We start from the raw sequence: 20,976 nt of genomic DNA, 5'->3' as shown, positions 1-20,976 counted from the left end.
TTTCGCTCTAGTCAATAGAGACGTTATTTTGCCGCAGAGTACTAAAAATTTATCCCCTGCAAGGGTTCATACTGGATTGGCTTTGGACTGTCCCAAAATCAAATGACATCTCTGATTCCCTGAAAGTCCCTTACGACCGTAAGGGACTTTTTTCATGGGCAAGAGCTCATAAGTAGGTTATGCCTTCTACCGCCGTCAGGCGTTGGCCGTAAAGCGGCAAAAACTGCTTGGGGTCGCTACCGCAGGGATAGAGGTCTCCCAGCTAGCCCCGATAGGCCCAGACAGCACAGCCCAAGTACAGGGCCACGGCGGCCTTAGAATTGGCTGACTTCGTAGAATAATCAATATGCGTCACCATTGATACCCAATCATGCCTACTATTTTGCCGCCACCCCACCCTTGGCAGTTACCCGAATCGGCAGTCACGCCGGAATCTGCCTTCCTGAACCGCCGTCGCTTTCTCAAGGGACTGGTCGGAGCTGGCATCGGCGCCTCGTTGCTGGGGTGTAGCCGCCCGCCCAGCATCGAGGCCGAGCTGCAGCAAACCCTAGGCCGTCCCCTGGCCAATGTGCGGCAAAACCCTGACTTCGCCGGGGTGGAACGGGCCGTGACGGAGCAAGCCTATGCCAGCACCTACAACAACTTCTATGAGTTTGGCGGCACCAAGAGCATCTGGCAACCGGCCCAGAAGCTGCCCACCGACGATTGGCGAGTCGAGGTGACGGGGTTGGTGAATAATCCCCGCACCTATGACCTGGATGATCTGACCCAGCGGTTTCCCCTGGAAGAGCGCATCTATCGCTTTCGCTGCGTGGAGGCCTGGGCCATGGTGGTGCCCTGGATCGGCTTTCCCATGAACCGATTACTGCAGCAGGTGGATCCCACCAGTGCCGCCAGATTTGTCAGCTTCACCTCGTTCTATGAGGCGAAAATCTGTCCGGGGCCAGCCTGGGGCTTCGCCATGAATTTACCTTGGCCCTATGGGGAGGGGCTGACGCTGGCGGAGATGGCCAATGAGCTGGCCTTCTTTGCGGTGGGTATCTACGGTCGCACCCTGCCGAAACAACATGGGGCACCGTTGCGTATGGTGGTGCCCTGGAAATATGGCTTCAAGGGAGCCAAATCCATTGTCAAGATCGAGTTTCTAGCCGAGCGCCCGGCCACCTTCTGGAACACCATTGCCCCCAATGAGTACGGGTTCGAGGCCAATGTGAATCCAGACGTCCCCCATCCCCGCTGGTCTCAAGCTACGGAGCGGGTCGTGGGCACTGGCAGCAATCCCGCCCAGTGGGAGCGCCAGCCCACCCGGCTCTACAACGGCTATGGCGAATATGTGGCTGGATTGTACGGTTGATGCCGGCAAAGCTGTCTACTCGGTCACGGCCTCCTGGCGACCGCCGCCAATGGTCCAGCGCACGTCGAGATCCCGCAGGTAGAACAGGGCGAAGCAGGCGGCCAACATAGGCCAAGCCGCAAAGAAGAGGATATTGGGGGGCTCAAAGGGGCTGAGATACTTGCCGAAGGCAGATAAGGTGGAGACGGCATGCAACAGCAGAATCAGGCCATAGGTTATGGGTTTCTGGTAGCCAATCACAAAGCCGATCAGCAAAATCAGCTCTAGAATGCCGAGCCCGTAGATGATGGCATTGCCCAGGCCGCCAATGAAATAGAAGTTTTCAAACACTGCCGCCGCGTGGCCAGGGTTGAGCAGCTTATCTAGAGTCCAGATCAGAAAGACAAGAAAGACGCTAAGACGTAACAGTAACAGTGCCAGGGAGATGCGAGAGTTGGAAGAAGCCATGGTGTCAACTCTAAGACGTCATGGTTCGACCATAAATGACACGGCTGAGATTCTGCTGAGAGACGATGATGCCGTTGGTCGGATAGGTGCAGCAGGTGGATGCCGGTGCTGCCGGGCGAATCAGCGGTTGCCCCAGGGCCGTTGCTGGGTGAGTGGTCCCTGGCTGGGGCTGAATAGGAAGGCCAGTGAGAAGAGGCCCCCAACGACTGATGATAGCCAGGGTGTAGGCCGCCGTCAGTCCCCGTTGCAACCACTCGGTTGGCAGGCCCATGGCCTTGGCCCCGAGGGGATCGAAGTTATAGAACAGTAGCTCCTTGTAGAGCAAGCGCACCAGCACCAGGACCACCCCCGTGATCAGAGCCGTCTGCCAGACATCGACAGGGGTGACGCTGAGCATGTCCCCAAATAAAAAGGCTTCTAGGTTGAGGCGGCTGTCGAACACACTGATGAACATCACCCCTAGGGCAAAGAAAGTCGCTAAAATCAGCCCCATGGCGGCATAGCTGCGCATCTTGAGCCAGGGCTCGAGCTAGAAAGACCCGCTGCTGCTGGCCTCCAGATAGCTGCCCAATGGGACGATGGCTGAGATCGGCCATGCCCACCCGCTCTAGGGCTTGCTGAGCCCGCCCTTGGGCACGGGGCTGGGGCGGCGCAGCCAGCCTGTCTCTGGAGTCAGGGCTGTCATCACCACGGTCTAGGCGGTGATGGGGTAGTGCCAGTCGATTTGCGATCGCTGGGGCACCTAGGCGATGCGATGGCGCACCCGCCGCCGCGGCTAGCCCCAAAACCGGACTCGGCCGCGATGGGGCACTAAGCCCAGCATGGCCTTGATTAGGGTGCTCTTGCCGGCGCCGTTGGGACCGATCAGTCCTACCTGCTGGCCTCGATACAGCTGCAGGGAGACGTCGTCCAATGCGATCGCACCTCGGTAGCTGACCGACAGCTGCTCCATCTCAATCATGGCCGGACCCTGTGATGACATTGCAATGATAATCATTCTCGACCTTGATTCTATCAAGATCCTAGAGAAGTGGACCGCCAATTCTCCTAGATTCGGGTCCAGAGTTATCCCGGCGCAGCTTTTCCACCAGATAGCGACTGAAGCGAACACCTTGGCGTTCCACGACTTCGGTGTCGTACTGGCGAAAGCCAAACTTTAAAAACAACCCTAAGCTAAATTCACTGGCCTCACCGTAGAGTCGTTGCAGACCTTGGCTATCGGCGTACGCTAATAGTCTCTGCATCAGGGCCGAGCCAATGCCGCGGTGGATGCAATCGGGGCGCACATAGGCAGAAGCGACATGGCCATCCTGACCAATACCGGCGAAGCCGACAATCCCCGTGGCATCTTCAGCCACATAGGTGGTCACCGCCAAGATGAAGGCTCGAAATGCCTCCAGGTCAGTAGCAAAAGATACCCAGGCCTGGGTCTGCTCCAGAGTGTAACGCTGGGGAGCTACCGCTAAAACACTCTGGCGAAAAAGCTCAGCCAGAGCCGGCACATCAGCAGCGGCAGCCAATCGGATGTGCAACGGAGCACCTATGGTTGAGGAGGTTGACACAAAGAGGATTGGGGATAATGAAGCAGAATCGCGGTAACCCAACCGCTACCATGACTCAGCTATCCTAGCCTGCCGACAGTATAGCTATTCTAAATGTGACGACGATACTACTGCTCTCTCAGTGGTGCCATGCACTCCGGAGAGTCATTCCGGGGGTTATTCACCAGGGTCGAGATCGGGTAACACTCCATGGCCGCTGCCCCATAGGGATGCAGCATCTCCTGGAGTACCTGGGGCTGATAGTAGTCGGGATCCAGCCAGGGGGCGTAGTGCTCGGGGGCCAAAATCACCGGCATGCGATTGTGGATAGGCTGCATCAACTCATTGGCAGCTGTGGTCAAAATGGTGCAGGTCTGCAGTTCATCCCCACTGTTGGGGTCATGCCAATGCTCCCAAAGGCCTGCAAAGGCAAAGGGTCGGTGGTCCTTGAGAAACATATAGTAAGGTTGCTTGGTGTTGCGGTCCTGGCGCTGCCATTCGTAGAACCCATCGGCCAGCACCAGGCAGCGCCGCCGCTTGAAGGCCGCTCGAAAGGACGGTTTCTCGGCCACTGTTTCGGCCCGGGCATTGATCAGGCGATTGCCCATGGTGGGGTCCTTAGCCCAGCTGGGAATTAATCCCCAGCGTAGGCGCTGCCCATGGGGAGTTGGAGCGGTGCTGGTGGCAACGAGCGTAACCACAGGTTGGCTGGGGGCAATATTGTAGCGGGGAGCCCCTGATAGAGGGACTTGGAGTCGAAAGGCCGCTGCCAGGCTATCCCCAGTTTGCGTAAGGCTGAACCGTCCACACATGAATGTCTGCCCCCCATAGGCCAGATAGAGATTAGGTGATACAGCGGGGTCGAGGCCAGGAGCTTGCACATTTAAACTATCGATTGGTCAGATTGATTTCCAGGCCCGCCCATAAAATTGCGGCGTCCTATCCCATAAAACGTAATGTTCAATACAAACTTGTTGGCCCGTTTTCTCAATCCTTAGACTGAGCTACTGACTCAACAGTCATCTCGCCATTGCCTTTAGACGGGATTCACTACTGAATGCTACTCTGCCCCCATCGCCGTTTCCAGATACCGCTGATGGTTATGGTCATTGATACTTCAGATCATGGTGGGTACAACTCATAGTGTGTGCAACCATGATGCCGATAGTTGCTCAACGGCCTGGCCATGCCCTAACCGTTGTGAGGTGGCCACTGCCTCCAACTTGACCGGGATATAATCTCTGTTCGGTGAGGAGGTGAATGAGATAGAAGGGGGCCTCCTGCTTGCAGTCTCTAGCTCGGCGTTTTGCATTCACTGTGAGGAAAAGATTTCTATGGCCTATCGAAAGTTACCCCGGTGTTCTCGGCGGCAGGTGGTTCGTGGCCTGATTGCGACGACGGCCTTTGGGGTTGTGACCAAGCTGGGAACGGCCTGTAGTCCCTCTAGCGAAGGGGGAACCTCTGGTGGTGACAGCGGTGCTGGTGGCGGTGGTGATCTCCTGGTTGGCTTTATCTATGTGGGCCCGAAGGATGACTTTGGCTATAACCAGGCCCACGCCGAGGGGGCAGCGGCCATGGCAGCCAATGTGCCCGGCATCCAAATTGTCGAAGAGGCTAGCGTCCCCGAAACCACGGCGGTGGCGGAAACCATGCGCAGCATGATCGAAATCGATGGGGCCCAGGTGCTTTTTCCCACCTCCTTTGGCTACTTCGACCCCTATATTTTGGAAATGGCGGCGGAATTCCCTCAGGTGCAGTTCTTCCACGCCGGTGGGCTGTACCAAGACGGGGTACACCCGGACAATGTCGGCAGTTACTTCGGCTATATCGATGAGGCTCAGTATGTGGCTGGGGTGGTGGCTGGCCACATGTCTAACGCTGGCAAGCTAGGGTTTGTGGCGGCTAAGCCGATTCCCCAGGTGCTGCGGAATATCAACGCCTTTACCCTCGGGGCCCAGTCGGTGAAGCCCGATATTACTACCCAGGTGATCTTCACAGGGGATTGGGCCATGCCGGTGAAGGAGGCCGAGGCCACCAATAGCATGGCCGACCAGGGCATTGATGTGGTGACCTGCCACGTGGATAGCCCCAAGGTGGTGATGGAGACCGCCGAGAAGCGGGGCATCTATTGCACTGGCTATCACGCTAATCAGGCTCCTCTGGCTCCCCAGGGCTATCTCACGGGGGCCGAGTGGGATTGGTCCAGTATCTACAGCGACCTAGGTGAGCAGTTTGTGGCTGGCAAAACCCTGATGGCGGGAGATATTCCCCACATCCTGCGGGGGGGACTGGCCGGTAAGTTTTGTAAGCTGTCAGACTACGGCCCGGCGGTGAGCGATGAGGCCAAAGCCGCGGCTGAGACCGCCAAGGAGCAAATTATCAGCGGCGAGCTGGTGATCTATAAAGGCGAACTGAAGGACAACCAGGGCAATGTGATTCTGCCCAGTGGCGAGGAATACAAGCAAGACAACCTGGAGCTGGAGAAGATGGACTACCTGATTGAAGGGGTCCAAGGCAGTATCGAAGGCTAGGCAAGCATGGCGATCGCATCGGCATCTTCTGCGTCTAATTTGTTCTATCGCTGGCGTCGCCCCCTAGAGGCGATTGCCTTGCCCATTGCGGCGCTAGTGGTGGCGATGGTCATCTTTGGTCTCTTCTGCGCCCTGGCTGGAAGCAACCCATTAGCCGTCTATGGCTCTATCTACCGGGCGGCCTTTGGCAGTTGGAGTGCCTGGCAAAATACTCTAATTCGAGCCGCTCCCTTGATGTTGACTGCCCTCTGTACCGCTTTGCCGGCCCGCCTGGGGCTGGTGATCATCGGCAATGAGGGAGCCCTGGTGATCGGAGGCTTGGCCGCCGTGATCGTCGGTCTGGGGTTGGGCACCACCGTGCCTGCCCTCATGGCTCAGTTGGCCATGGCCCTGGCCGCCATCGGGGCCGGGGGGCTGTGGATCATGCTGGCTGGGGCTCTGCGTCACTATCGCGGTGTAAATGAGACCATCAGTAGCCTGCTGCTGAACTACATCGCCATTGCCCTGATGAACCACTTGGTGGAAGGCCCGATGCGGGATGTAGAATTCGTCACCAAGCCCTCGTCGGCAGAATTAGATGCCGCCCTGTGGATTGGTAATTTGCCCGGCAGCCGTATCCACTACGGGTTGCTCTATGGGCTCATTGCCTGTGTGATTGCCTATGTGCTGATCCAACGCACGACCTTCGGCTTTGCCGCCCGCACCGCCGGGGGCAATGTCCGCGCCGCCAAGATTGCCGGATTGCCTGTGGGCAAGCTCACCCTGGCCGTGTGCTTTCTAGGGGGCTCGGCGGCAGGGCTGGCTGGCATGGTGGAGGTGGCGGCGGTGCAGAAGCGCATCAACGAGTCGTTGGTCTCCAACTATGGCTATGCCGGGATTTTGGTGGCCTTTGTCTCTCGCCATAACCCCCTGGCCACCATATTGGTGGCGATTCTGTTGGGGGGCATTCTGGCCAGCGGCGGCATCTTGCAACGGTCCCACGAATTGCCTGATGCCACGGTGTTGGTGTTTCAGGGCATCGTCTTTTTGTGCGTCCTGTTCAGTGACTCCCTCTACGGTCGTCTGCCCTGGTTTCAAGAGCGATCGGTGATGTAGCGGCATTATTCACAACGAGGTCACGCCATGGCAACTGAAGCACTGGGCTGGTGGGGGGTTCCCCTGGGTATCTTGGCAGGCACGCTGCGGGGCAGCGCCCCCTTTTTGTTTGTCAGCCTGGGCGAGTGTCTGACTGAGAAGAGCGGCAAGATTAACTTGGGCCTGGAAGGCACGTTGCTGATGGGGGCCATGAGCGCCTATGGGATTTCTTACCTGAGCCAGGGAGCCTTGGGGGAGTTTTGGGCCCCCTGGTTGGGGGTGTTGGTGGCGGGGCTTGCGGGCATGGTGTTGGGGGCAATTCATGGTTGGCTGTCTCAACAACCCCGGGTGAATGATATTGCGGTGGGCATCGCCATGATTATCTTCGGCAGTGGCTTTGCCTTTTTTCTGGGTAAACCGTTTATCCAACCCCAGGCGCCGCAATTGCTCACCTTTGACTGGGGGGCTTGGAGCAGTAATCCGGCGGTGCAGTCGGCCCTGAAGGTGAGTCCGTTATTTCTAATCGGGGTTGCGATCGCACCCTTGCTGCAATGGTTCTTCCGTTCCACCCGCTGGGGGCTCTATGTGCGGGCGGTGGGAGACAGCCCCGATGCCGCCCGGGCCATGGGCATTTCCATCTTCAAGGTGCGGTTTTTAAGCACCATGGCCGGGAGCTTCCTGGCTGGGGTGGGCGGTGCTTGTCTCTCCCTGTACTATCCCGGCGTCTGGACGGAGCGCATTTCCAGCGGTCAGGGGCTGATGGCGGTGGCCCTGGTGATCTTCGCCCGCTGGAAGCCGGTGCAGTGTCTGTGGGCCTCTCTGCTATTCGGCGGCGCCCAAGCCATCGGCCCCGCCTTTCAATCGGTGGGCATCAATGCTTACTACTATCTCTTCAATGCCGCCCCCTACATCCTGACGCTGCTGATTATGATCCTTACCTGTTCTCCCAAACGCACCCTGATTGGGGCTCCGGGCGCCCTCGGCAAAATGGACTGAGGATGGAGTGGTTTGGTGGAGTTGATTCGGAGATTTGGCATCATCGCTAAAATCTGAAGATAGGCGCATGGCTGGCAATGGAGATACCCGACGATGGCCTTCCGCACCCCTCAAGAGATTGCCCTGGATGCAATGGGGAAAATATTGATCAGCCTGACGGTGACGAATCGACTCGATCAGGGCCTTGCTGAGAGGGGACTACTGGCGCCGGCAGCGGTTCGCTCTGTTGCGATAGACAACGTGCTAGTAGATACTGGAGCAACCACGTTATGTTTACCGGCTGACGTCATCAAAACGCTGGGACTGACTGTTCTCCGGGAAGTGCCGATCGCCACGGCGACCGGCATCAGCACCGCCCGCATTTTCCAAGATGCCAAGCTCTCTATCGGCGACCGGGAAGGCACCTTTGAATGCCTGGAACTGCTGGCAGGGTGAGATGCACTGCTGGGGGTAATTCCTCTGGAAGCCCTGGGACTGGAACCCGACCTGCAGCATCAGCGGTTGCGGATTCTGCCCGCCTCGTCCACCGACACCTATCTGACGATTCGTTGACAAGACAGCGGCACTATTGATGACCGAAACCCTGAAGCTGGCCGTCAATGGCACCTTGATGCGGGGGCTGGCCCTGAATCCTAACTTGCTGACCGTGGGAGCCCGGTTCCACTGTGAAACCGAGACAGAACCGGCCTATCGCCTCTGGAGCATTGAGGATCGCTATCCGGCCATGATGCGGGTAGCCAGCGGCGGAGTTGCGATCGCAGTGGAAATCTGGGAGGTGCCCCTGGCCGGATTAGGGGTCATCTTGATGCAGGAACCGCCGGGACTGGCCATCGGCAAGGTCAAACTGGCCACTGGCGACATTGTCCTAGGTGTCATCGGCGAGCCCCTCACGGTAGCAGGTCAACGGGAGATCACCCAGTTTGGCGGCTGGCGTGCCTATCAAGCCTCTCTATCCTAATTGTCATAGCTCTTCTGCAATTACCGGCCCAACCGTTCATCGATAATTAGCAGATCAACTTGGTTAATCAGGAGCAAATAGGTGAAATGATGAAGCTACCTTGACGACTAGTCTAGTAGACATCAGATTGCTACGGCTCTTCATCAAGGTCTGCATCATCCTTGTATTAGAGCGGGAATGCTAACCACCAGACAGGGCCTGACTTTTGCAACATAGCCCAGATCTACAAGCCAAACTTCACCACCGGTCAGGGCTACTCATGATCTGATTCTTGTTTGTCTAGTTCCAAGAATAATTCCTCGGCATTCAAGACCAAGTCCTCGTCTTCCAAAGGAGGAAAATCAAAATGAACAAGCCGCCTCAGTATCTCTAGCGCGACCTCAAGCTGCTCTGAATCAGGCAGCCTATCAAAAGTCTTAAGAATTTCTTGAGCTAGAGCGGTCATAGTCTCGAGTTAACGTTACGTATATAGATCCTATTATACTCTGCTAACTTTACTCCCAGAAATCAGGTGCAGTATTGCACTCTATACGCTGAGTTTAATTTATTCGCATCAGCTCAAGCCTTGAAAATATCGTACTAATGGAAACTTGATGAACTAATATTGTTGGTGTCTTGAGTCTATTTTTGACCGATAGAGAGGCAATAAATAAATACGGTTTGCTCATCAGGGTCAAGCAGTCAGCCCATTTGAGTGTCATCGATGTATTCACTGGCGGGTTTCGTTTCAGGGAGTTGCAAAAACTCTGCCAATCAGGGGTTTGGATGGTGTTTGTACTATGGGTGCTCGGTCTTAAAGCGGCCAGGTCAGACGTATTCGTGTCAATGATATGCAGGCAGCGTTGACACGTGACCCGATGGTGAGACGGTAGCGGTGCTGGAAGGGGTAGATGGCTTGTACGGGGAGCGGATCCTAGTGCAACCCCTTGGGTGTCCCTTTACTACGGCTATCATGGCGGTGAGCCTATGACCCTCGCCGTTAATGACTGCTGCCCCTCTATCCCCCGATGATCGACGACGGCTGCTTCAGACCCTGAATGGCCTACCGTCTACCCAGCAGGAAGAGATCATCTTCGCCCTCAACCCGCCTACCAGCGTCCTTGCCAGCAATACTGGCACGCCGGGCCATCGCGTCATCACCCTGCTGACCTGGGCCGAGGGACCGACCGGCTGCGGCCTGGCCGCAGTCATTGAGCAGCTCAACCAATGTCTCGGGGCCGCCCAACGCCCCGCCTTCAAACTGGCCCAACGCTGGATGGGGCTGGCTGCCCGCAATCGCTTCTTTACCGGCCGGGAGCCCCTGTTAATGGCTATCCATACCGCCTTGCAGACTTACCGGCGGGTTGTCTTCAGTGGCATCGGTGGCATCGGTAAAACCCAGACCGCCCTGGAATATGCCTATCGCCATCGCCATGAATACGACTATGGCTTCTGGGTACGAGCCGCGTCCAAAGACGAGCTGTTCTCAGGCTATAGTGCCCTGGCCGAGGCCCTGCAGCTGCCTGGGCGGCAGCAGGTGGAACAGAGCGTCGTGGTTAACTTAGTGACCGAGTGGCTGGCTCACCATGATCGCTGGCTGCTGGTACTCGACAACGCCGACGACCTGAAGCAGCTCCAGCCCTTCTTACCCGTAGGCGACCGGGGCCATCTCCTCTTGACCAGTCGAGCCCAGGCCGTGGGCACCCTGGCCCATCGGCTTGAGATCAAGACCATGGCGCCGGCGGAAGGAGCTCTCTTCCTGCTGCGTCGGGCTAAGCTGCTGCCTGCCGATGCTCCCTTGATGCAGGCATCTACCAGCGACCAGACCCTAGCCCACACCCTGCAGGCCGAGATGGATGGGCTGCCCCTGGCCCTAGACCAAGCCGGTGCCTATATGGAAGAACAGGTGCTGTCCCTATGGGAATATCTGCAGCAATTCCGTGAGGAAAAGGCCCATCTCCTGAGTCAACGGGGCGACCTGGCCAGCGACCATCCCAGCGTCACCGTCACCTTTTCCCTGGCCTTTCAAAAAGTCCTGGCCGCCAACCCAGCAGATCTATGGTCGCATGCTGCCCCAGGCCCAGGTAGCCATCGAGCTCAGTTCCACCTATGCCATCGAGTCCACCGATGTCGCCTACCTGCTGAATCAGATCGGCTACTATCTCCGTGAACAGGGCCGCTACGCTGAGGCGGAACCGCTCTATCAGCAGGCCCTGGCCTTGAGGCAACGGCTATTGGGCGACGAGCATCCCGATGTGGCCAGCAGCCTCAACAATCTCGCCGCACTGTATGACTCGCAGGGTCGCTACGCCGAGGCGGAACCGCTCTATCAGCAGGCCCTGGCCTTGAGGCAACGGCTATTGGGCGACGAGCATCCCGATGTGGCCCAAAGCCTCAACAATCTCGCCGAACTGTATCGAGTGCAGGGCCGCTACGGGGAGGCGGAACCGCTCTTTGCAGCAGGCCCTGGCCTTGCGGCAACGGCTGCTGGGCGACGAGCATCCCGATGTGGCCCTCAGCCTCAACAATCTCGCCTTACTGTATTATGCGCAGGGCCGCTACGCCGAGGCGGAACCGCTCTATCAGCAGGCCCTGGCCTTGAGTCAACGGCTGTGGGGCGATGAGCATCCCGATGTGGCCCAAAGCCTCAACAATCTCGCCTTACTGTATGAGTCGCAGGGTCGCTACGCCGAGGCGGAACCGCTCTATCAGCAGGCCCTGGCGTTGCGGCAACGGCTGTTGGGCCAGGAGCATCCCGCTGTGGCCCTCAGCCTCAACAATCTCGCCGCACTGTATTATTCGCAGGGGCGCTACGCCGAGGCGGAACCGCTCTATCAGCAGGCCCTGGCCTTGAGGAAACGGCTATTGGGCGACGAGCATCCCGCTGTGGCCCTCAGCCTCAACAATCTCGCCGCACTGTATCAATCGCAGGGTCGCTACGCTGAGGCGGAACCGCTCTTGCAACAGGCTTTCCAGATTAGCCGAAACGCTTTAGGAGACAATCATCCCGACGTGGGCATTTGCTTGGGTAATTTAGCCTCCCTGTACGTTGCCCAAGGGCGTTATTCTGACGCGGAACCGTTGTTTCTAGAGGCGTTGAGCCTCTTTGTGCAGGCTGTAGGGCAAGACCATCCCTACACCACAGAGACGATTAATCGCCTTGCTAAGTTTGTCAGGACGGTTATTGAAGCAGGCCAGACTCAGCTCCTCTCTGACCATCCCGTCACCCAAGCCCTGCTCCAGCAGCTGCAGTCCCCGTCAGCCAAGGGCTCGTGAGTGGCCTGTCACCTCGACTCCGCTCGGTGAGCGGTTGTGGCTCGGTGACCAGTTGTCGCTCGGTGAGCGGCTTGTCCTGAGCTGTGTCGAAGGAGCCTGAGTCTTCCCCAAATAGAATTCCCAGGGTCGAGGTTACCTTCTACCTGGATTCCGGGTGGTGCTACGCTATCCCCCTCCATTCCCTAGGAGTGGGCGGGTAGGCGAGTAGCGGGTAACGGGGGTAAGGTTTAAGGGGAAAGAGAACAGAGAACAGGGAAAAAGCCCCCTCGCGTCCTTGCCGATGCGACGCGATCCATAACGACCGATCAACAGGCCCTTCCGCAGGTCCAGGGCAGCGGTTTGCCCTGGTCGTAGGGGTCCGAGGGAAGCGACATTCCCCCGGGCGAGCACTCCACGCTACCCAATTAAGTGTGGCCTTGCCGAAATTTACCACCACATCCTGACCAGCCCTACCACGGCCCAGGGCAGCTCACTACAGAGGTTGCCAGGCATTCCCCCGGCGGCGGGAATCCAGTTTTCGCCCAGGGGATGTTTGCCAACCGCGTAGACCTCTACCTGGATTCCGGGTCGCGCTGCGCTTGCCCGGAATGACGGAAGTCTTTTCCGCGATTATTCGGTTACCGAAAGAAACGTACTACCGTCATTCCCGCGGCGGCGGGAATCCAGTTACCGAAAAGCAGTACCTAGGGCATGCTAACTGATTGCGAAGTGCCCTACCTGGATTCTAGGTCATGCAATCTCAATGAAAAATTCCAGACTAATAAGGGCTAGGGACGCTCTCCAGTCCTGAACTGGAGACGGCGATTATCGCTGAGCAGAAGCCCCGAGCGAGACCTGGGAAGGCAGATCGAAGCAATGGGTTCTCATCTATACGAAAGGCTTTCGTCCTTCTTAGAATCGCCAAAGCATTGCTTATAAATGAGAAGGCAGATCGAAGCAACGAGTTCCCATGTATACGAAAGGCTTTCATCCTTCTTAGAATCGCCAAAGCATTGCTTATAAATGGGAAGGCAAAACTAACAAATGGGTTCCCGAAACCGATAATAGGCTACTCAGATCCCATCTGGCTGCTTGTCTAGTCAGGGCATTCCAGCTTAAGTTGATATCCCATAGCTGCGTTTAGCCTGCTAGCGAGCGCCGGGCCTGGACTACGGGCGTCTCCCCGGAATGATACAGTTCTTCCCTGGTTGGGGCGAAACGGCCCCCGTTCCCGGTGCCAGCCACCTTATAATGAGGGCGATGACGGCTATTTCATAACCCAATTTCCCGTGACTCAGACCCCTGTGTTTTCCCCAACGGCCGCCTCGGTGCAGCGCCCCGATACCCAGGGCCGCTTCGGCCGCTTCGGGGGCAAGTATGTGCCCGAGACCCTGATGCCTGCCCTGCAAGAGTTAGAGCAGGCCTATGAGACCTATCGCCAAGATCCCGATTGCCAGGCCGAACTCCAGGGGCTGTTGCGGGACTATGTCGGTCGGCCCAGCCCCCTCTATTTTGCCGAGCGGCTGACCCAGCACTACAGCCGTCCCGATGGCAGTGGCCCCCAGATCTATCTGAAACGGGAAGACCTGAACCACACCGGCGCCCACAAGATCAACAATGCTCTGGGGCAGGTGCTGCTGGCCCGGCGTATGGGTAAGCAGCGGGTGATCGCCGAGACTGGGGCTGGCCAACATGGGGTGGCCACGGCTACGGTCTGTGCCCGCTTCGGCCTCCAGTGTGTGATCTACATGGGGGTGCACGACATGGAGCGCCAGGCCCTGAATGTATTTCGCATGGGCCTGATGGGGGCCGAGGTGCGGCCCGTGAGCGCTGGCACCGGCACCCTGAAGGATGCCACCTCTGAGGCCATTCGCGATTGGGTCACCCATGTGGACACCACCCATTACATCCTGGGGTCGGTGGCCGGTCCCCATCCCTACCCGATGATGGTGCGGGACTTCCATGCGGTAATTGGTAGCGAAACCCGGCGGCAGTGTCAGGAAAAGTTTGGTGGTCTGCCCGATATCCTGCTGGCCTGTGTCGGCGGCGGGTCCAATGCCATGGGGCTCTTCCACGAGTTCATCGCAGCACCGACGGTGCGCCTGATCGGCATCGAAGCCGCTGGTGAGGGAGTGTTGACCGATAAGCATGCCGCCACTCTGACCCAGGGCCGCATCGGGGTATTGCACGGGGCCATGAGTTATCTCTTACAAAATAATGATGGTCAGGTGCTGGAGGCCCATTCGGTCAGTGCCGGTCTCGACTATCCTGGCGTGGGGCCGGAGCATAGCTATTTGAAAGACACGGGCCGGGCGGAGTATTACAGTGTCACTGATCAGCAGGCCCTGGAAGGCTTTCAGCAGGTGTCGCGGTTGGAGGGCATCATTCCGGCCCTGGAGACGGCCCATGCCTTTGCCTATTTAGACACCCTCTGCCCCCAGCTCGACGGCTCCCCCCGGATTGTGATTAATTGTTCTGGGCGGGGCGATAAGGATGTGCAGAGTGTGGCCAAGATCCTGGGGGAGTTGAGCTAAAAGATGGATGGGGAGTTTCAGGTGTGCGATCGCGACTTGGATGAAGCCTTGTTGTCGCGATATTTAGGCAGCGATGCGATCGCAATTGACACCGAAACCATGGGGCTGTTGCCTCAACGGGATCGGCTCTGCCTGGTGCAGTTGTCTGATGCCAATGGCCATATTGCTGCGGTTCGCATCGCCCAAGGCCAAACCCAGGCGCCCCGGCTGCAGCAACTGCTGCAGGCTGCCCAGGTGCTGAAGATCTTCCACTTTGCCCGCTTCGACCTGGCGACGCTGCGCTATCACCTGGGCATCGACGTGCAGCCCATCTTCTGCACCAAGGTGGCCAGCAAACTCAGCCGCACCTACAGCCCCAAGCACGGCCTGAAGGAACTGGTGCGGGAGGTAGCGGGCATCGAGCTCGATAAAACCGCCCAGAGTTCTGACTGGGGCAATGCTATGGCGCTCTCGGAGGAACAACTCCGCTATGCCGCCAATGATGTGCGCTATCTGCATCCTCTGCGGCAGACCCTGACCCAGATGCTGCAGCGGGAAGGCCGCTGGGAACTGGCCCAGCAGTGCTTTCAGTGCATTCCGGTGTTTGCCAGTTTGGATCTGCTGCAGTTTAGCAATGTTTTTGAGCATTAAATTGGTAGTGTAGGCTTTAGCCTGTGCGAGGAGATTATCCCTGCTGACTGCCTTGGACTCCGTGGAAGGGCTTGTTGCTCAGTGTCGGTAGACCTCGGTAAGGCCGCACTTAATTGGGTAGCGTGAAGTGCTCACCCGGGGGAATGTCGCTTCCCCCGGACCCCTACGACCAGGGCGAGCCTTCGCCCTGGACCCTGCGGAAAGGCATATTGATCAGCCGTCGTAGATCGCGTTGCATCAGCAGAGTAGCGAGGGGCATATTTCCAACTTCATCCTTCTGCCTTTTCAGAGTTTTCTGCATTGGGCGCGGCAACCGCGCCCCTACTCTATTCCCTTTTCCGTTCTCCGCTCTCCCTTCGACTACGTTGCTCCTACGGAGCCGCTTCGCGAACAGGGCAAGCCGTTCTCCGTTTTCCTTTTCCCCATCACCCCATCACCTATCCACTCGTCACTCGTCACTCGTCACTCGCCTACCCATCCAACCCTACACCTTGACGGCTTCCTCCTGGGCCACATGGGGACTGACCTCAGGAGAGAGAGGGCTGATGCCGGCTTGTTCTAGGATCTGCGGGATCAATTCTTCCCGGCGCACGGCCATCATGTGGACGCCCTGGCAGAGTTGCCGGGCCAGGTTGACTTGCTCGGCGGCGATGGTGATGCCTTCCTGCAGGGGATGGGAGGCTCGCTCTAGGCGGTCGATGGTGTGCTGGGGAATCTCCACACCGGGCACATATTTATTGATGAAGCGGGCATTTTTGGCCGACTTCAACAGGAAGATGCCGGCCAGGATCGGCTTATCACTCTGGCTGGCGATCTGGTCGATAAATTTTTCCAGGCGGTCGAAGTCGCAGATTAGTTGGCTCTGGAAAAATTGGGCCCCGGCCTCGAGTTTGCGCTGGAAGCGTCGCTGCAACCCTGACCAGCTAGGGGATTGGGGGTCGACGGCGGCGCCCGGGAAAAGTTGGGTGGCCTCGTCTTTGAGGGGGTTGCCGTTGCGATCGCACCCCTGATTCAGCCGATCGATCAGCCGCAGCAGGCGCACCGATTCCAATTCAAAGACCTTGCGGGCCTTGGGATGATCCCCGGCCTGGATCGGATCGCCGGTTAGGGCCAACACATTGCGAATGCCCAGCATGTGGGCCCCCATCAGATCGGCTTGCAGGGCAATGGAGTTGCGATCGCGACAGGTCATTTGGCAGATGGGTTCAATATCTGCCTGTTTGAGAATGGCCGCAGATGCCACCGACGAGGTGCGCAACACCGCCCGACTGCCATCTGTAATATTGACCGCATGCACCCAGGACTTCAGCTGCCGAGCTACCATTAGCATCCGGTCAGGGTTACTCCCCTTGGGGGGCATCACCTCCGCCGTCACTAAAAACTGACCAGACTGGGCTGCCGCAAGAAAACGATTCATAGCAAAATATCACCTAACAACAATTATCAACGCCAAATTTCAAGGTCGAATTTCATACCATCATCCATTGCAACCTATAGAGAGATCTGGCAGGATGTTGCATCCAGCAACAAAGCCTCACACCTATCAGCACATCGATCCAAATTGGTATTTATCGGGTCTGGGCATTAACATATCCCTCAAGACTTTATATACTTAACTCCAAGAATGATTAGAATAACTAACGTTAAGTTTTTCAATGACTATCGAAACGAGAGCTTATCTAGCCTTTGCAATCAGGCTCAGCTCATCAATTCAATCCCATGAAACCCTTGACCAGCAATGAATCTCCTCACAAGATTCTTTTGAAGATCCGCTAATGAATTGTCTTGTTGACAATTTGTAGATTAGCATCGCTAAATTTCTCAGACACGCTGAAACGGCTTTTCCTAGGTAGATACAGCGCCTCTCAGAGATTAATTTAGATAATGCCTTTGGAATAATCCGAAGTTTCAGTATTATAGACAACGGCACCACAAAGCAACGCTTGCCCCAGAAGCAATGCTTGACTAAGTCGGCGATCTTAGTCAAGGTGAGGTGTCTGCTCAAGTATTTGCAAGGCACACCAATACTAGTGCCGTTGTCGCATATGCCATATGTGCTTAAGGAGTTTCAAAGGTCTGATCTTGAGCAGAATTGCCAAGAATCAAGGTGAAATCGCCAGAAACGAATAGTTTGCGGCCAACTTTAGTTGAAGTTAAGAGCAATTTAAACATCCATGAAAACTGAATACAGAGATCTTAATCTTCGACGCCAACGGCAGGATTATGGATCGGATCCCCTGAGCGTTCGAAAAACTGATCACTACCAAGCCGAATACATTCAGAGCTTTGTCTCGAAGTGGGATAGGCTCATCGGTTGGGATCTGCGTGAAGAAAGCGAGGGTGATTTTTTTATCGACATCCTGCGGCGTCATGGTGTTAAAAAAATCCTTGACGCCGCTACGGGAACTGGCTTTCACTCCATTCGCCTGCTAAAGGCCGGATTTGATGTAGTCAGTGCCGATGGTAGCCCTGAGATGCTGGCTAAAGCCTTTGAAAATGGGCGTCGCCAGGGCTTAATCCTGAGGACAGTCCAGGCCGACTGGCGCTGGCTCAACCGAGACATTCACGAGCAGTTCGATGCCATCCTCTGCCTAGGCAATTCGTTCACTCATCTCTTTGCAGAGAATGATCGCCGCAGAACCCTGGCAGAGTTCTATGCCGCCCTCAATCACGATGGCATTCTGATTCTGGACCAACGGAATTACGATGTCATTTTGGACCAGGGATACCGTTCTAAGCATGCTTACTACTACTGCGGTCAAGATGTCAAAGTCGAGCCCGAGTATGTCGATGAAGGGCTGGCTCGATTTCGGTATCAATTCCCTGACCAATCAGTATTTCACCTAAACATGTATCCGCTGCGCAAGCAGTATACCTGTCGGTTACTCCGAGAGGTTGGATTCCAGAAAATTAAGACTTACGGTGATTTTCAAGAAACCTACCGGCACGAAGATCAAGATTTCTTCATCCACATCGCCAGTAAGCAGTATGTCGACAAGTCTCAAGAGCCTGTGTCTATGAAAGCTGTAGAAACCGTTGATACCGCTCGCGAGTATTACAACAGTCAAAGCGCTGATCAATTCTATGCCAGCGTCTGGGGCGGTGAAGATATCCACATCGGTCTCTATGACCACGAGAATGACTCGGTGTTTGAGGCGAGTCAGCGTACCGTCGAAAAGATGGCTTCTCTGCTCGATTTAACTAATCGTCCCACCGTACTCGATATTGGTGCCGGCTACGGCGGAGCCGGTCGCTATTTAGCCAAGCATTTTAACTGCCCGGTCACTTGCCTCAACCTGAGCGAGGTGCAAAATCAACGGAATCGCCAACTCAACTTTGACCAAGGACTGCAGAACTTAGTCAAAGTAGTTACTGGCAACTTTGAGGATGTCCCTGAGGGCGACAATACCTTCGACGTGATCTGGTCTCAAGATGCCATTCTCCACAGCGGCGACCGTCTCAGGGTCTTGAAGGAAGTCAGTCGGGTCATTAAGGATAACGGGGAATTCATCTTTACCGACCCAATGCAGAGTGATAATTGCCCTCCAGGGGTTCTGCAACCGGTGTTGGATCGGATCCACCTCGATTCTTTAGGATCGCCGGCGTTCTATCGACAGGCCGCCGCGTCTCTGGGCTTCGACGAAGTGGAATTTGTGGATCTATCCCACCAACTGGTTAATCACTACAGCCACATTCTCAAGACCGTCCAAGACACCGAACCAGAAGCCCGCCAGCGCTGTGGCGATGACTACATCGACCGCATGAAGAAGGGCCTGCAGCACTGGATTGAAGCTGGCCAAAATGGCTATTTGACCTGGGGCATCTTCCATTTCCGCAAGCGCCGCTAGGCATCTTCAGGCTCAAGGGCCATTAGACCCCTCTAGGTGGACATCAAGATGCCTCTAGCGAAGCTTCTACGCCAGGGACGTGCTTCCACCGCCGAGGTTGTAGTAGTTACCTGCCAGATAGGCCTTGGCCCAGGCAGCCGTTGTCTACAGGTTGAGAGCGCCCTGAGGCTTGCAGGTTACCGACAGGTGCCTTAGCTGTCCTGGCTTGGGCATCAGGGCCTGCCTTCTACAGTTCATTTAGTTTACTCATCCATAGGGAGGAATAGACCATTGTCCCGTCGCTATCTTTTTACATCAGAGTCAGTTACCGAAGGACATCCCGACAAGATCTGCGATCAGATCTCTGACACGATTCTGGATGCTTTGCTGACTGAAGATCCGAGCAGTCGGGTGGCCACTGAAGTCGTAGTCAATACCGGCCTGGTGCTGATTACCGGAGAAATCACCTCCAATACCCAGGCCGACTATGCTCACATTGCCCGCCAGAAAATTGCCGAGATTGGCTACACCAATGCCGACAATGGCTTTTCCGCAGATAGTTGCTCTGTGTTGATTGCGTTAGATAAGCAATCTTCTGACATTGCTCTCGGCGTCGATAACGCCCACGAACAGCGAGAGCAACTCAGCGATGAAGCCCTCGATGCCATCGGGGCCGGCGATCAAGGCCTAATGTTTGGCTTTGCCTGTAACGAGACGCCAGAGCTCATGCCTCTGCCCATCAGCCTGGCCCATCGCATTTCCCGCCGCCTGGCAGCCGTCCGTAAGGCAGGGGAGTTATCTTATCTGCGTCCTGACGGCAAAACTCAGGTTAGTGTCGTCTATGAAGACGGTCGTCCGGTAGGCATTGACACGATTTTGATTTCTACCCAACACGACCCCATCATCGATGACATGCAAGATGCCACTGCCATCCAAACCAAGATCAAGGAAGATCTATGGACCTACGTGGTGCAACCAGCCTTCGCCAACATTGAGATCAAGCCTGATGACGCCACCCGGTTTTTGGTGAATCCCACCGGTAAGTTTGTGATTGGAGGTCCCCAAGGAGATTCTGGCCTCACGGGCCGCAAGATCATCGTCGACACCTATGGCGGTTACTCTCGCCATGGCGGCGGGGCCTTCTCCGGCAAGGATCCCACCAAAGTCGATCGCAGTGCCGCCTATGCCTGTCGCTATGCGGCCAAGAACATCGTCGCCGCTGGGTTAGCCGATAAGTGCGAAGTCCAGTTGAGCTATGCCATTGGCGTAGCCAGACCCGTCAGTGTCCTAGTCGAGACCTTCGGCACTGGTCGCATCGATGAAGATATCCTGACGGATTTAGTCAGACAGCAGTTTGAGCTGCGCCCGGCCGGTATCATTCAGAGCTTTAACCTAAAAAATCTCCCGGCAGAGCGAGGGGGGCGCTTCTACCAAGACATCGCCTCCTATGGCCATTTTGGCCGCAACGATCTGGAGTTGCCTTGGGAAGCCACTGACAAGGCTGATGCCCTACGGGATGCAGCTAAACGTTACTTGGTTTCCCCAGCCGGAGTGTAGGGCCTAGTATGCCAAGGCAGGAGTAGGAAGGCAGAAGGCAGAGGGAGATTCTGATCAATGCAGCCTTGCCGCCCTAGTCAATAGAGGCGTTAGTTCTGCCGCAGAGTACTAGTCCCCCTCTAGTCAGCTAAGGGGAGTCAAACATTGGCCGCAGCAGCATTAGCCAGATAGCTGCAGGCAGTTGGCCCCTGTCAATCTAGCCAGTGCTGGCAGCTATCTGGCCTACGATGCCTTGATGGTCTATGGCAGTTGCCGCAGGAATCGCAGAGCTCCCCGTCTGCTTGAGAGTATCG

Annotated in this window: 17 protein-coding genes and 4 pseudogenes; 12 read left to right on the top strand and 9 right to left on the bottom strand. The window is 56.5% G+C overall.

From position 1 onward, the window contains the following. Positions 1–370 precede the first annotated feature (370 nt). Positions 371–1,354 (top strand): protein-methionine-sulfoxide reductase catalytic subunit MsrP, encoded by a 984-nt coding sequence (msrP, locus tag XM38_RS16335; protein ID WP_080807229.1) that lies wholly within the window; start codon positions 371–373, stop codon positions 1,352–1,354. Positions 1,355–1,369: 15 nt separating this feature from the next. Here msrP and XM38_RS16330 read toward each other — a convergent pair whose 3' ends face one another. The 5 genes from XM38_RS16330 to XM38_RS16310 all read right to left on the bottom strand — a co-directional run bounded on the left by XM38_RS16330 (position 1,370) and on the right by XM38_RS16310 (position 4,154). After that, positions 1,370–1,801, bottom strand: coding sequence for a hypothetical protein (locus tag XM38_RS16330; RefSeq protein ID WP_080807232.1), 432 nt, complete (start codon positions 1,799–1,801; stop codon positions 1,370–1,372). Positions 1,802–1,811: 10 nt separating this feature from the next. After that, on the bottom strand, positions 1,812–2,312 hold the full coding sequence (locus XM38_RS16325; RefSeq protein ID WP_225889332.1) for a metal ABC transporter permease: 501 nt from the start codon (positions 2,310–2,312) through the stop codon (positions 1,812–1,814). 264 nt (positions 2,313–2,576) lie between these two features. Further along, on the bottom strand, positions 2,577–2,783 hold the full coding sequence (locus XM38_RS27820) for an ATP-binding cassette domain-containing protein (protein WP_202978905.1): 207 nt from the start codon (positions 2,781–2,783) through the stop codon (positions 2,577–2,579). A gap of 40 nt (positions 2,784–2,823) precedes the next feature. After that, complete coding sequence (locus tag XM38_RS16315; RefSeq protein WP_080807238.1) at positions 2,824–3,333, bottom strand: GNAT family N-acetyltransferase; 510 nt, start codon at positions 3,331–3,333, stop codon at positions 2,824–2,826. A gap of 137 nt (positions 3,334–3,470) precedes the next feature. Further along, positions 3,471–4,154: an SOS response-associated peptidase gene (locus XM38_RS16310; protein ID WP_080807268.1), complete on the bottom strand. Its 684-nt coding sequence runs from the start codon at positions 4,152–4,154 to the stop codon at positions 3,471–3,473. A 522-nt stretch (positions 4,155–4,676) separates the two neighbouring features. Between XM38_RS16310 and XM38_RS16305 the strand changes: the two genes are divergently transcribed. From XM38_RS16305 to XM38_RS16285, 5 genes and pseudogenes are all read left to right on the top strand, one after another. Continuing rightward, positions 4,677–5,873 carry a BMP family ABC transporter substrate-binding protein gene (locus XM38_RS16305; RefSeq protein WP_088430410.1) on the top strand — a complete coding sequence of 399 codons (1,197 nt, stop codon included), beginning with the start codon at positions 4,677–4,679 and terminating at the stop codon, positions 5,871–5,873. A gap of 6 nt (positions 5,874–5,879) precedes the next feature. Continuing rightward, positions 5,880–6,968 (top strand): ABC transporter permease, encoded by a 1,089-nt coding sequence (locus tag XM38_RS16300; protein ID WP_080807240.1) that lies wholly within the window; start codon positions 5,880–5,882, stop codon positions 6,966–6,968. Positions 6,969–6,995: 27 nt separating this feature from the next. After that, complete coding sequence (locus XM38_RS16295) at positions 6,996–7,943, top strand: ABC transporter permease (protein ID WP_080807242.1); 948 nt, start codon at positions 6,996–6,998, stop codon at positions 7,941–7,943. Between the two features lie 132 nt (positions 7,944–8,075). Beyond that, a pseudogene (locus XM38_RS16290) lies at positions 8,076–8,495 on the top strand (retroviral-like aspartic protease family protein). Positions 8,496–8,514: 19 nt separating this feature from the next. Next, the gene (locus tag XM38_RS16285; protein WP_088430408.1) at positions 8,515–8,901 is read left to right on the top strand and encodes an allophanate hydrolase-related protein; all 387 of its coding nucleotides are present in this window, start codon (positions 8,515–8,517) and stop codon (positions 8,899–8,901) included. A gap of 161 nt (positions 8,902–9,062) precedes the next feature. On the opposite strand, the pseudogene XM38_RS29070 reads toward XM38_RS16285, so the two are convergent. The 3 genes and pseudogenes from XM38_RS29070 to XM38_RS29065 form a co-directional block, all read right to left on the bottom strand. Then, positions 9,063–9,162, bottom strand: a pseudogene (locus tag XM38_RS29070) (type II toxin-antitoxin system PemK/MazF family toxin); the annotation flags it as partial. Beyond that, positions 9,155–9,346: a hypothetical protein gene (locus XM38_RS16275; RefSeq protein ID WP_080807248.1), complete on the bottom strand. Its 192-nt coding sequence runs from the start codon at positions 9,344–9,346 to the stop codon at positions 9,155–9,157. The pseudogene XM38_RS29070 and the gene XM38_RS16275, both read right to left, overlap by 8 nt. 254 nt (positions 9,347–9,600) lie before the next feature. After that, positions 9,601–9,682: pseudogene (locus XM38_RS29065) on the bottom strand (Uma2 family endonuclease); the annotation flags it as partial. Between the two features lie 201 nt (positions 9,683–9,883). Between XM38_RS29065 and XM38_RS16270 the strand changes: the two are divergent. The 4 genes and pseudogenes from XM38_RS16270 to XM38_RS16255 all read left to right on the top strand — a co-directional run bounded on the left by XM38_RS16270 (position 9,884) and on the right by XM38_RS16255 (position 15,299). Beyond that, positions 9,884–11,050, top strand: coding sequence for an NB-ARC domain-containing protein (locus XM38_RS16270; RefSeq protein WP_080807254.1), 1,167 nt, complete (start codon positions 9,884–9,886; stop codon positions 11,048–11,050). Next, positions 11,010–12,156, top strand: a pseudogene (locus tag XM38_RS16265) (tetratricopeptide repeat protein); the annotation flags it as partial. The gene XM38_RS16270 and the pseudogene XM38_RS16265, both read left to right, overlap by 41 nt. A 1,268-nt stretch (positions 12,157–13,424) precedes the next feature. Then, positions 13,425–14,669 carry a tryptophan synthase subunit beta gene (trpB, locus tag XM38_RS16260; protein WP_080807124.1) on the top strand — a complete coding sequence of 415 codons (1,245 nt, stop codon included), beginning with the start codon at positions 13,425–13,427 and terminating at the stop codon, positions 14,667–14,669. A 3-nt stretch (positions 14,670–14,672) separates the two neighbouring features. Beyond that, positions 14,673–15,299: a ribonuclease H-like domain-containing protein gene (locus XM38_RS16255; protein WP_088430404.1), complete on the top strand. Its 627-nt coding sequence runs from the start codon at positions 14,673–14,675 to the stop codon at positions 15,297–15,299. A 484-nt stretch (positions 15,300–15,783) separates the two neighbouring features. Here XM38_RS16255 and XM38_RS16250 read toward each other — a convergent pair whose 3' ends face one another. Further along, the gene (locus XM38_RS16250; protein WP_088430402.1) at positions 15,784–16,716 is read right to left on the bottom strand and encodes a methylenetetrahydrofolate reductase; all 933 of its coding nucleotides are present in this window, start codon (positions 16,714–16,716) and stop codon (positions 15,784–15,786) included. Positions 16,717–17,473: 757 nt separating this feature from the next. On the opposite strand from XM38_RS16250, the gene XM38_RS27110 reads away from it, so the two are divergent. Both XM38_RS27110 and metK read left to right on the top strand, forming a co-directional pair. Next, positions 17,474–19,147: a glycine/sarcosine N-methyltransferase gene (locus XM38_RS27110; protein WP_080807129.1), complete on the top strand. Its 1,674-nt coding sequence runs from the start codon at positions 17,474–17,476 to the stop codon at positions 19,145–19,147. 270 nt (positions 19,148–19,417) lie between these two features. Further along, the gene (gene metK, locus XM38_RS16240; protein WP_080807131.1) at positions 19,418–20,683 is read left to right on the top strand and encodes a methionine adenosyltransferase; all 1,266 of its coding nucleotides are present in this window, start codon (positions 19,418–19,420) and stop codon (positions 20,681–20,683) included. Positions 20,684–20,976: the final 293 nt, after the last annotated feature.

It is taken from the genome of Halomicronema hongdechloris C2206, from assembly GCF_002075285.3.
Taxonomy (GTDB): Bacteria; Cyanobacteriota; Cyanobacteriia; order Phormidesmidales; family Phormidesmidaceae; genus Halomicronema_B; species Halomicronema_B hongdechloris.
The sequence above is the reverse complement of the archived record's forward strand: the minus strand, read 5'-3'. Positions and strand labels throughout refer to the sequence as shown.